Raw genomic sequence first — 11,178 nt, 5'->3', positions numbered from 1 at the left:
GTAGTTTTGGAAAAATTTTGGGTATGAAGTACTGGAAAAGACTTAGTCAACAAGAACGACAAAAGAGAATAGAAATGGCTTTGCATGAAAATGTTGACTTTTCAAAAGACATCTCATTAGGGTATCCGGCATCCAAACTTGACGGCAAAGTGTTTAACGATGACGCTCCTTTTTTAAGAGATGCACCCATTTTACAAACCTATGTTGCCAACCCCAATAACATTGGATGTCATACTTACGGCACTTCAGAAAAAGCATTTAATGGTACGCATGAAATTGAACGGGAAGTATTGAATGTGTTAGCCGTTGATGTTTTTAAGATAAAACCCGGTTCGTTTGACGGCTACATTTCACCAGGTGGAACAGAAGCTAATATTCAGGCCATTTGGATGTTTCGGAATTACTTCATAAATACTTTTGGCGCAAACCTTAACCAAATTGCCATCATTGCTTCATTCGATACACATTATTCTATTCCAAAAGCTGCAAATTTGTTGCAACTAGATTGGCTTAAGGTTCCAGTCGATTTTAATACTAGGGCGATAGATAAAGGGCAACTCAACGCTTTAGTAAAAACCGCGAAAGCAGCGGGGAAAAAATATTTTATTGCTGTGGCTAATATGGGTACAACCATGTTCGGTTCTGTTGACAATCCGGAAAATTATATTGAAGTCTTAGAAGACCATCAGTTGTACTATAAGCTTCACGTTGATGGTGCCTATGGAGGATTTGTATATCCATTCAGTAATCAACAATCTATAATTAATTTCAAGAATCCAAAAATCAGTTCCATCACCATTGATGCACATAAAATGCTACAGGCTCCATATGGAACGGGAATTTTTATTTGTCGTAAAGGTTATATAGAAAATGTATTGACTCAAGAAGCAGAATATGTTGAAGGCATGGATTTGACTTTGTGCGGAAGCAGAAGCGGTGCCAATGCTGTGGCGGTTTGGATGATATTGTTTACCTATGGCCCAAATGGGTGGTTTGAAAAAGTAAGCGTGTTGCAAATGAGAACCTCTTTCTTATGTAAAGAATTAGACCAACTCAACATCAAATATTTTAGAGAACCTTTTATGAATATTGTGACTATAAAATCGCAATATATTCCGCAGGCGCTAGCTGAAAAATATAATTTGGTGCCACAACAGCACAACGACGAAAACCAATGGTACAAAATTGTGCTAATGGATCATGTTGAAGTCGAACATTTAACTACTTTTATAGATGATTTGAAAACGTCAATTTATGTTTAAAAAAGAGTTAAGAATTAAATACAGAGCACTGCGTCAGGAATTATCGCATAATGAAATTGAAGATAAAAGTCTGGCAATAGCCAATAGAATTTTGCAACTTGATATTTGGGACAAAACGTACTTTCATTTGTTTCTGACTATAGAAGAGCAAAAGGAAGTAGAAACCGAATATATTCTTCAGGTTTTAGCCGGACGCGATAAAGAAATTGTTGTTTCCAAGAGCACTTTTCAAACATTGGAAATGACGAATTATTTGCTAACAGACAATACCAAATTTCAAAAAAACGAGTACAATATTTTTGAACCTGTAGATGGAATTGAAGTTCCGAATGCTAAAATACAGGTGGTTTTTGTACCGCTTTTGGCATTTGATAAAAAAGGAAATAGAGTTGGCTATGGTAAAGGATTTTACGACAAATTTTTATCCAAATGCAATGAAGATGTGATTAAAGTCGGCTTGTCCTTCTTTGAAGCGGAAGAACATATTGATGGTGTTTTTGAAGGTGACATCTGTTTGGATTATTGCGTTACGCCAACTACTAACTATGCGTTCCGACAGATTCTTTCGTAGCAAATGCTTTTTTGTTGAATACAATCAGAATTCCAACGCCGGTTGAAATTGCCATATCGGCAATATTAAAAATAGCATTGAAGAATTTGAAAGGTTCTCCGCCATAAACGGGAAGCCATTTTGGGAAAGTGCCCTCAAAGAAGGGAAAATAAAGCATGTCCACTACTTCGCCATGAAACCAGCTTTGATAAGGTTTGTCGGTAAAAATTTCAGCTAATTGCTGATGACTGTCGCTAAAAATAACACCATAAAATACGGAGTCAATTATATTTCCAACGGCACCAGCGAATATTAGCGCAATAGCAACCATTAAATAGTTGGAGCTATGCTTTTTGCTGGCATCATATAACCAATAGCCAATCCCGAAAACAGCTAAAATTCGGAAAACGGTTAAGATAAGTTTTCCATTTTCTCCCGGAATTTTAGTTCCCCAGGCCATTCCATCGTTTTCAATAAAGTAAATTCTGAACCATTCAAATACTCTTATTTCTTCTCCAAGAATAAAATTCATCTTGATGTAGATTTTGACAAATTGGTCCACCAATAAGACGATTGCAATAATTAAAACGGAATTTCTTAATGACATTTTGTGAAATTTGATTGCGCAAAAATAGTATTATTTTTCTAAAAAATAACGCTCCGTTTTGGAGCGTTACAGTGTGAATTGTACTAATATATTATCGTTGCATATTTTTTGCTTCAATGCTCATAGTAGCATGAGGAACAACACGTAATCTTTCCTTAGAAATAAGTTTACCTGTAACTTTACAAACGCCGTAAGTTTTATTTTCAACACGAAAAAGAGCATTTTTCAAATCTCTGATGAATTTCTCTTGGCGAATCGCTAACTGCGAGTTGGCTTCTTTAGACATTGTTTCGCTTCCTTCTTCGAATGCTTTAAACGTTGGCGATGTGTCATCGGTTCCATTATTTGAGTCATTCATGTATGCACTTTTTATCAACTCTAAGTCGGCTTTCGCCTTCTCCATTTTGTTTACAATAATTTCTTTGAACTCTACTAAATCTGCGTCCGAGTATCTCATTTTTTCTTCTACCATCTTTTTGCTATTTTGAGATTAATATTTTTGTTTTTATGTTGTCAAATTCTATTTCTATTCCATCTTTCAAATCAGCTTCAAAAACTAATGTTTCTGTTAATGTTTCTGATTTGATGTAATTTTCATTGGCACTTACCGCTTTTTCTAGGGCTTGGTTGCTTTGCAAATGAACTTTAATCTTGTCTGTTACTTCAAATCCCGAATCTTTTCTAATGTTCTGAATTCGGTTAACTAATTCTCTCGCAATTCCTTCTTTAATCAATTCTTCGGTTAGTGTAACGTCTAATGCAACCGTAATTCCATTTGCATTTGCGACCAACCAGCCCGGAATATCTTGTGAAGAAATTTCTACATCATCCGACGTTAAAATTATACTATTTCCCGAGATAACAAGCGTTAAGGCACCTTTGTTTTCCAATTCGTTAATTTGATCTGCTGAAAAACCTTGTATCTCTTTGGAAATCAATCCCATATCTTTTCCGAAACGGGGTCCAAGTGCCTTGAAATTCGGCTTGATCTGCTTCACCAAAACGCCTGACGCATCATCCAAAAGTTCGATTTCTTTAACATTTACTTCGGCTTTTATCAGGTCAGCAACTGCATTGATTTCAGCCTTGAAATTAGCGTCAAATGCAGGAATGATAACCTTTTGCAAGGGTTGACGTACCTTAATCATTTCCTTTTTTCGAAGTGATAATACCAGTGACGAAACGGTCTGTGCTTTCATCATTTTGCTTTCTAGTGATTTATCAACAAAGTTTTCAACCGAAACTGGGAATTTTGCCAAGTGAACACTGCTAAACTCCTCGCTTTTAGTAGTGGTGACTAAATCGCTGTATAATTTATCCATAAAGAATGGAGCGATCGGGGCGCCGAGTTTGGCAACGGTTAGCAAACAAGTATACAATGTTTGGTAGGCTGCAATTTTATCTTTCTCGTATTCGCCTTTCCAGAATCGTCTTCTGCACAAACGAACATACCAATTACTCAAGTTTTCTTGAACGAAATCAGAAATCGCTCGAGCTGCTTTTGTTGGTTCATAATCGGCGTAAGCTTCATCAACTACTTTTATCAAAGTGTGCAATTCTGATAAAATCCAACGGTCAATTTCGGGTCTTTCGTTTAGTGGAATTTCCGCTTCAGCATATTTAAAGCCATCGATATTAGCATATAAACTAAAGAACGAATAGGTATTGTATAATGTTCCGAAGAATTTACGACGTACTTCCGCAACACCTTCAATATCGAATTTCAAATTGTCCCACGGATTGGCATTGGCTATCATATACCAACGTGTGGCATCGGGACCATATTCTGCAATGGTTTCAAAAGGATCGGCAGCATTTCCTAGACGTTTAGACATTTTTTGCCCGTTTTTATCCAAAACCAAACCGTTTGAAACTACATTTTTATAAGCAATTTTATCAAATACTAAGGTTCCAATAGCGTGTAATGTATAAAACCAACCTCGAGTTTGATCCACACCTTCTGCAATAAAATCGGCTGGAAAATCTTTATTTTCGTCAATTTTATCTTTGTTTTCAAACGGATAATGCCATTGAGCATAAGGCATCGCGCCCGAATCAAACCAAACATCTATCAAATCGCTTTCGCGTTTCATCGGTTTTCCTGATGGAGAAGCCAAAGTGATTTTATCAACTACATTTTTGTGTAAATCAACTAAATCGTAATTTTCGTCCGTCATGTTTCCGATTTCAAAATCTTTGAACGGATTTACGGTTTCAACTCCAGCTTGGATTGCCTTTTCAATTTCGTTATACAATTCTTCAACCGAACCGATAAGAATTTCTTCGGTTCCGTCCTCCGTTCTCCAAATTGGCAATGGAATTCCCCAATAACGTGACCGCGATAAATTCCAGTCGTTGGCATTTTTCAACCAATTTCCGAAACGACCTTCGCCTGTTGCTTTTGGCTTCCAATTGATGGTTTCGTTCAGGTCGAACATTCGGTCTTTGACTTCGGTTACTTTGATGAACCAAGAATCTAGCGGATAATATAATAAAGGTTCGTCGGTTCTCCAACTGTGCGGATAACTGTGAACGTATTTTTCAACTTTAAAGGCTTTATTTTCTTCTTTTAATTGGATGGCAATTTCGACATCGGCAGAACGTTCGGGTGCTTGACCAGCATCGTAGTATTCATTCTTAACATACTTCCCAGACAAATTGCCTAAACCTTGGATAAACTTACCTTGTAAATCAACTAACGGCACTGGAGTTCCATTAGCATCCAAAACCAACATCGGCGGAACTTCTGGTGATGCTTCTTTGGCAACTTTAGCATCATCGGCACCAAAAGTCGGCGCAGTGTGAACAATTCCGGTTCCATCTTCTGTCGTAACAAAATCTCCAGAAATAACTCTGAAGGCATTTTGTGCATTTTGATAGGGTAAAACCAATTTCATCAATTGTTCGTAACGAATTCCGACTAAATCTTTTCCTTTAAATTCGGTTATAACTTTGAACGGAATTGTTTTATCGCCAGCTTTGAAATTTTTAAAATCTGAGGGTTCGTCGCTAGCAAAAAATCCTTTTCCAAATTGTTTCCCGACTAAGTTTTTAGCCAGAATAACTTTTACAGGAAGGAATGTATATTGGTTAAAAGTATCAACCAAAACATAATCGATTTTTGGCCCAACTGTTAACGCAGTATTTGAAGGCAATGTCCAAGGCGTTGTTGTCCAAGCCAAAATGTGAACGTCTCCAAAACCTTGTAAAAAGGGTGGCAATGTTTCTGGCACTGTTTTGAATTGTGCGACAACCGTAGTATCCGTAACATCTCTATAACTTCCGGGTTGATTCACTTCGTGCGATGATAATCCGGTTCCAGCTTTTGGTGAATACGGTTGGATTGTGTAGCCTTTGTATAATAAATCTTTGTTGTAAATCTGTTTTAATAACCACCAAACCGATTCCATATATTTGGATTTGTAGGTTACATATGGATCTTCCATATCCACCCAATACCCCATTTTTTCGGTAAGATCATTCCAGACATCCGTATAACGCATCACGGTTTTTTTACACGCTTCGTTGTATTCTTCTATGGAAATGGTTTTTCCTATGTCTTCTTTGGTAATGCCTAATTCTTTTTCGGTGCCTAATTCAACAGGCAAACCGTGCGTATCCCAACCAGCTTTACGCTTAACTTGGAACCCTTTCTGAGTTTTATAACGACAAAAAATATCTTTAATCGCACGCGCCATTACGTGGTGAATTCCGGGTAAACCATTTGCAGATGGCGGCCCTTCAAAAAACACATACGGCGTGGCACCTTCGCGAGAAGTTACGCTTTGTTCGAAGATATTATTTTCTTTCCAAAATGCAAGAACTTCAGATGCCACTGCGGGCAAGTCAAGTCCTTTGTATTCAGTAAACTTAGTACTCATTTTTATCCTTTTCTTTAATAGAGGTGCGAAAGTAATAAATTTAAGTCGAAAGTCGAAAGTCGAAAGTCGAAAGTTGTGTTTTATGCGATAAATTGGCTCCAAAGTTATTTAACTGCCAAGAACGCAAGGGAAGTAAAATCGCGAATTGGGCAGCGTTTGGTTTGGATATCTGTCGAATTTAATATGAGTTGTAACTATCGTGCTTTTCGAGCTTTGCGAAAAACTTTGTGTTCTTTGCGGTTAACCTTATGCAAAAACTTCTTTTAAAACGTCGAGTGATTTTGGCTTTTTGAAACCATCAAGATGGATAAAGTAATAATCGAGCAGGATTTTGAGCAGCATTTGACGTTCTATTCCAGTGAAAACTTTTTGGTCGCTGTCGAATTTTAAATCGATTAATTTTTTAAACAGAAAAGTTCCGTGTTCCGATAGGCAATTGGTTCCTTGAAAAGCAGAAAATGTACCTTCTTTGATATCAAAAAATTTGGAATCAATTTCAGTATTATCGGGATAAAACCCGAGGAATTTGGTCATTTCGAGCATTAGAATCAAATGAAAGTTTGCCATTTCATCATGAGCATCTAGCCACAGCAAAGCTGATTCGAGAAAGTCAAATAATTTCTCGTTTTTCTCTTCTTCGTGAATACTGTGATGCATTATTTCGGACAAGAAAATAACAATAGTGCTTTTGACAATATTCATGGAAATAGTCTGATAAGCGTGCGCCAATTTTATTTCCTTGAAATATTCTAATGTTCCTTTATTCTTGTGATTGGCTTCGATTTCTAAAATAGAAAGGGGTTGAAAATAGGCAATTTTCTGATTGGATTTTTTAGCAGCAAAAGCATTTGGAACAAAATAACTTTTCAAACCGTCAGACAACGTCAAACATTTTACAATCAGGCTTTTTTCCTGATATTTTAAAGATGAAATTACGATGGCTTTGGTTTTGACGAGCATATTTAATTCCGAATTTAGAATTACGAAGTACGAATTTTCATGTCCGTAATTGATGACTCGTAATTTATCTTATTATCATTACTTTTTTTACGGCAGTTTCCGAGGCATCTTGTGCTGAAACAAAAATCATGTAAACTCCTGAGGCTACTTTGTATTTGCCAAAAGCAGTCGTATCCCATTCAATGGTTCCGCCTTCTGAGGTGGTTTCATAAACAAGATTTCCTTCAATGTCGGTTATTTTGATGATTGCTTTTGAAAGTAGTCCAGCGATTTTTACGGTTCCATCAAAGTTGGGGCGAACCGGATTTGGGTATACATAAACAGCGTCTAAATTATCGGCAGGCCTGGTTGAAGTTCCTTTAAAAGAAACCAATCCTTTGTCGGTTGCAAAGAAAACCTCTCCAGTAACGACATTAATTTCAATGTCATTTACGGTATTGCTGGGCAAAGGAGAATTGTCTTTAGTAAATTGATAAATAGTTTCTTGTCCATTTGGCGAAAGAAGAAATACACCTGAATCTGCTGTTGAGATCCATTTTTGATTGGACCCATTGACAGCTATATCCGTGATGAATTGTTCAAATAAAAGTTCTTGTGCTAAATCATTCTCTAGAATAATTATAGCATTGGCTTTCATTTGGGTGTCACTATTGTAACTTCCAGTACTAGATAACACCCGTAAACCTCGGTTTGTGCCAATCCAAACTTGATTTCGATTATCAACGGCAATAGCTCGTACATCAGCAGACGGAAGATTTCCTAAATCGGCACCAATGGATAGTTTTTTAAAGACATTGGCGTTTTCATTGAAAGCAATCACGCCATTTTTAGAAGAAGCCATCCATTTGGTTCCGCTTTTATCAATGGCAATTCTACTGAAATCATTATCTGAATAATTGTCTAAAATGGCTTCCATACTATAAGACTGCCATTGTCCGCCCGATTTTAAAGTTACTAAACCTCTTTTAACTCTACTATTGGTGAGCCATAAATTACCCGATCTGTCGAATGTCGTTCCATTGGTTCTGATGGTTGAGTTGTCTGACAACGTTTCCAAACCATTTCCGCCAGTGTTGGTTTGGTTGAATAGTGTTGTTGGTATATCATTTTCAATTTTCAATACACCGCTGTGATAGGAAGCCATGTAGACCTGATTTTCGTCGTTTGGGTTTATTCCAATTCTGACCATTGCTTTAGTGTCTAAAACTTCGCTGTAAGGAATGTTTAACCATCCATCTTGTTCGTTGTATTTGCTTACGCCAAATTGTGATAATGTGAAACCGATGTATAAATACGGGTTGTAGTTAATGTCATATCCACCGTATACGGCCCATAAATTGGTTGGAGAGCTATGTATTGAAAACATATTATTCATCTTTGGACCATCGGGTAAAACAAATTCAAAGGTTGTTGGAGCCGTAATTGTTGATGAAAGTAAGCCGTTTTCATTGGTTCCAATAAAAATATTAGAAGCAATTACGGTTGCACAAGAAAATGTTACTGGAATAGGGGTTACCTGCGAATTAAGAGCAGTAGTTGTCTGAAGTAATGATTGGTTAAAGATTAAAACCTTAGTGGCGCCCGTCACCACTAAATAATTTGGGGTAGCTCTTATATCTATTCCGGCTTGGCCTAAGTTTGCAATTGTTTGAAAACTACTGCCATTATACTTGTAAATATTCGTGTCGCTATTCATTCCGATCAACTGATTATTGAAGGTAACTAAGCCCGTCCAAGAACCCCCATCAAACGATGACCATTGCGCAAAGTCGTTCAGGTTTGGATTGGTTATACTTGCTTTTTTAATACCGTAATTTTGGGTAACGGCGTAAATTTCATTATTGAATAAAGTAGTTTGATAGACTTTTATTTCTAGTCCATTCGGGCCGATAAAATAGGTGTCGCCAAATTCTAATGTGGCTAATTTGTATTGTACAATTCCAAAATCACAGGAAATATAGAGAATTCCATCGTACTCCGAGAAATGATTGACTTTTTTGATATTAGCTGGAATGTTTTTGTTGATAATATCGACCACATTCAACATCGTTCCATCCACATCATTAATCACAATAATTAGTCCGTCTTGATAACCCACTACTGTTTTGTTAAAGGCATCACTATGATAAAGCGCAGAAATTGTTTGTCCGGAAAGTCCATCTATTGAGTTGATGGTTTTGATTTCGGAGGTAGTTAAGTCTTTGGTAAATAACGCATTTTCGGAAGCAGCATAAACTTTCGTAGTTGATTCTGAAATATCTTTTATGACGTTGTAAGAGAAATATCCTTTCCAATTTAGGTTTTGCTGACCAAAACCAAATTGAAATAGAAATAGGATAAACCACAAAAGATACTTTTTCATTTGAAAAAAATTAGTTTACAAATATAGTCTAAACGTAAAAATTACCAATTTGTTGTTTGTGCATAAAAAAGGCCATCATTTTTTGATGGCCTTTCATGGTTTACTAGGTTGATTTATTATGTGTTACACGATTCCTTGCGCTAACATAGCATCGGCAACTTTTACGAAACCGGCAATATTTGCACCTTTTACGTAATCAGTATAACCGTTTTTATCAGTGCCATATTTTACACAAGCTTCATGGATGTTTGCCATTATATTTTTTAAACGTTGATCCACTTCTTCAGATGTCCAGCTTAAACGTAAAGAGTTTTGAGACATTTCAAGACCTGAAGTTGCTACACCACCCGCATTTGATGCTTTTCCAGGCGCGAAAAGAATTTTAGCTTTTAAAAATTCAGTAACGGCCTCTGGGGTTGAAGGCATATTGGCACCTTCGGCAACACAGATACATCCGTTTGCAATTAATAGCTTAGCTTCATCACCGTTTAATTCATTTTGAGTTGCACACGGCAATGCGATATCACATTTAAGATCCCATGGACGTTTGCCTGAAACGAATTTTGCAGAAGGATATTTAGCAATATAGTCACTAATACGTCCGTAATTTACATTTTTGATTTCCATGATGTAAGCCAATTTCTCCGCTGTAATGCCTTCTGCATCATAAATATATCCTGAAGAATCAGAAGCTGTAACTACTTTCCCGCCAAGTTCTGTTGCTTTTGCAATAGCGTATTGAGCGACGTTTCCAGATCCAGAAACGACCACAGTTTTTCCTTCGAAGCTTTGTCCTTTAGTGGCCAACATGTTTTGTGCGAAATAAACATCACCATAACCAGTAGCTTCCGGACGGATTAACGAACCTCCGAAAGTAATTCCTTTTCCAGTTAAAACTCCTGTAAATTCGTTTCGTATTCTTTTGTATTGACCGAACATGTATCCTACTTCTCTTCCTCCAACACCGATATCTCCTGCAGGAACGTCAGTATCAGCTCCGATGTGTTTCGACAATTCAGTCATGAAAGCTTGACAGAATTTCATAATTTCGATATCTGATTTTCCTTTTGGATCAAAATCTGCTCCACCTTTTCCTCCACCCATTGGTAAAGTTGTTAAGCTGTTTTTAAAAGTTTGTTCGAAAGCCAAGAATTTTAAAATACTCAAATTTACAGAAGGGTGAAAACGAATTCCTCCTTTGTAGGGTCCGATAGCCGAGTTCATTTGAATTCTGTATCCACGATTTACCTGAGTTGTTCCAGCATCATCAATCCAAACAACTCGGAACATAATGACTCTTTCCGGTTCAACCATTCTTTCCAAAAGCATTTTGTTTTGGTATTTTTTATTTTCTTCAATAAATGGAATTACTGTTTCTGCAACTTCCATAACTGCTTGCATAAATTCTGGTTCGTGGCCATTTCTTTGTGCAACCATATCCATAAACGCATTGATACTTTGTGACATAAATTAGTTCTATTAATATTTTAAGAAATCGATTTCGTAAAATCAGACAAAGATACATTTTATTCAAAATATAAAAAGATATTTTTTTA

The 11,178-nt window shown here is 36.7% G+C and carries 8 protein-coding genes; 2 read left to right on the top strand and 6 right to left on the bottom strand.

Going from position 1 to position 11,178, the window contains the following annotated elements; all coding sequences use genetic code 11:
- Positions 1-23: 23 nt before the first annotated feature.
- Together PSU83_RS05775 and PSU83_RS05770 are read left to right on the top strand one after the other, a co-directional pair.
- On the top strand, positions 24-1,262 hold the full coding sequence (locus PSU83_RS05775; RefSeq protein WP_300587806.1) for a pyridoxal-dependent decarboxylase: 1,239 nt from the start codon (positions 24-26) through the stop codon (positions 1,260-1,262).
- Positions 1,255-1,833 carry a 5-formyltetrahydrofolate cyclo-ligase gene (locus PSU83_RS05770; RefSeq protein WP_300587804.1) on the top strand — a complete coding sequence of 193 codons (579 nt, stop codon included), beginning with the start codon at positions 1,255-1,257 and terminating at the stop codon, positions 1,831-1,833. The genes PSU83_RS05775 and PSU83_RS05770 overlap by 8 nt, the downstream gene beginning before the upstream one ends.
- Here the strand turns inward: PSU83_RS05770 and PSU83_RS05765 are convergent.
- The 6 genes from PSU83_RS05765 to gdhA all read right to left on the bottom strand — a co-directional run bounded on the left by PSU83_RS05765 (position 1,802) and on the right by gdhA (position 11,089).
- Positions 1,802-2,419, bottom strand: a complete 618-nt coding sequence (locus PSU83_RS05765; protein ID WP_300587802.1) for a lipoprotein signal peptidase — start codon at positions 2,417-2,419, stop codon at positions 1,802-1,804. The genes PSU83_RS05770 and PSU83_RS05765 overlap by 32 nt on opposite strands.
- 91 nt (positions 2,420-2,510) lie before the next feature.
- Positions 2,511-2,891, bottom strand: a complete 381-nt coding sequence (locus PSU83_RS05760; RefSeq protein ID WP_300587800.1) for a TraR/DksA C4-type zinc finger protein — start codon at positions 2,889-2,891, stop codon at positions 2,511-2,513.
- A gap of 7 nt (positions 2,892-2,898) precedes the next feature.
- Complete coding sequence (gene ileS / locus PSU83_RS05755) at positions 2,899-6,300, bottom strand: isoleucine--tRNA ligase (RefSeq protein ID WP_300587798.1); 3,402 nt, start codon at positions 6,298-6,300, stop codon at positions 2,899-2,901.
- Between the two features lie 246 nt (positions 6,301-6,546).
- Positions 6,547-7,260, bottom strand: a complete 714-nt coding sequence (gene recO, locus PSU83_RS05750; RefSeq protein WP_300587796.1) for a DNA repair protein RecO — start codon at positions 7,258-7,260, stop codon at positions 6,547-6,549.
- A 64-nt stretch (positions 7,261-7,324) separates the two neighbouring features.
- Positions 7,325-9,622: a two-component regulator propeller domain-containing protein gene (locus PSU83_RS05745; protein ID WP_300587794.1), complete on the bottom strand. Its 2,298-nt coding sequence runs from the start codon at positions 9,620-9,622 to the stop codon at positions 7,325-7,327.
- A gap of 123 nt (positions 9,623-9,745) precedes the next feature.
- Positions 9,746-11,089 (bottom strand): NADP-specific glutamate dehydrogenase, encoded by a 1,344-nt coding sequence (gdhA, locus tag PSU83_RS05740; RefSeq protein ID WP_300587792.1) that lies wholly within the window; start codon positions 11,087-11,089, stop codon positions 9,746-9,748.
- Between the last annotated feature and the right edge of the window lie 89 nt (positions 11,090-11,178).

This window comes from Flavobacterium sp. (genome assembly GCF_029945805.1).
GTDB lineage: Bacteria > Bacteroidota > Bacteroidia > Flavobacteriales > Flavobacteriaceae > Flavobacterium.
The sequence above is the reverse complement of the archived record's forward strand: the minus strand, read 5'-3'. Positions and strand labels throughout refer to the sequence as shown.

Bases quoted from the DNA above. Each gene is read 5' to 3' on its own strand.
- PSU83_RS05760 (WP_300587800.1), bottom strand. From the start codon at position 2,891: ATGGTAGAAGAAAAAATGAGATACTCGGACGCAGATTTAGTAGAGTTC.
- gdhA (WP_300587792.1), bottom strand. From the start codon at position 11,089: ATGTCACAAAGTATCAATGCGTTTATGGATATGGTTGCACAAAGAAAT.
- PSU83_RS05770 (WP_300587804.1), top strand. From the start codon at position 1,255: ATGTTTAAAAAAGAGTTAAGAATTAAATACAGAGCACTGCGTCAGGAA.
- PSU83_RS05775 (WP_300587806.1), top strand. From the start codon at position 24: ATGAAGTACTGGAAAAGACTTAGTCAACAAGAACGACAAAAGAGAATA.
- PSU83_RS05745 (WP_300587794.1), bottom strand. From the start codon at position 9,622: ATGAAAAAGTATCTTTTGTGGTTTATCCTATTTCTATTTCAATTTGGT.
- recO (WP_300587796.1), bottom strand. From the start codon at position 7,260: ATGCTCGTCAAAACCAAAGCCATCGTAATTTCATCTTTAAAATATCAG.
- PSU83_RS05765 (WP_300587802.1), bottom strand. From the start codon at position 2,419: ATGTCATTAAGAAATTCCGTTTTAATTATTGCAATCGTCTTATTGGTG.
- ileS (WP_300587798.1), bottom strand. From the start codon at position 6,300: ATGAGTACTAAGTTTACTGAATACAAAGGACTTGACTTGCCCGCAGTG.